General features: G+C 46.6%; 1 pseudogene. It reads left to right on the top strand.

Annotation, left to right across the window (positions count from 1 at the left end):
- Positions 1-21: 21 nt before the first annotated feature.
- Positions 22-324, top strand: a pseudogene (locus B4H32_RS10295) (quinone-dependent dihydroorotate dehydrogenase); the annotation flags it as partial.

Raw genomic sequence — 324 nt, 5'->3', positions numbered from 1 at the left:
AATCAGTAGACTGTGATTGGTATGTTATATTCATTGGCCCGCCCTTTGTTGTTTACTTTGGCACCAGAGCGTGCACATGAACTCACACTCTCCATGCTTGATAAAGCGCATAAACTTGGCTTTATGCACCAGAAAGTTGCCGCTAAACCTGTAAAATGTATGGGCATTGAGTTTCCAAACCCCGTTGGTCTTGCTGCTGGTCTGGATAAAAACGGTGCCCACATTGATGCATTGGCTGCATTGGGTTTTGGCTTTATTGAGATTGGTACCATTACCCCACGCCCACAGGCAGGCAATCCCCAACCGCGTTTATTCCGTATTCCT

The organism is Acinetobacter sp. UBA2063, from assembly GCF_002333245.1.
Classification (GTDB): Bacteria; Pseudomonadota; Gammaproteobacteria; order Pseudomonadales; family Moraxellaceae; genus Acinetobacter; species Acinetobacter parvus.
The sequence above is the reverse complement of the archived record's forward strand: the minus strand, read 5'-3'. Positions and strand labels throughout refer to the sequence as shown.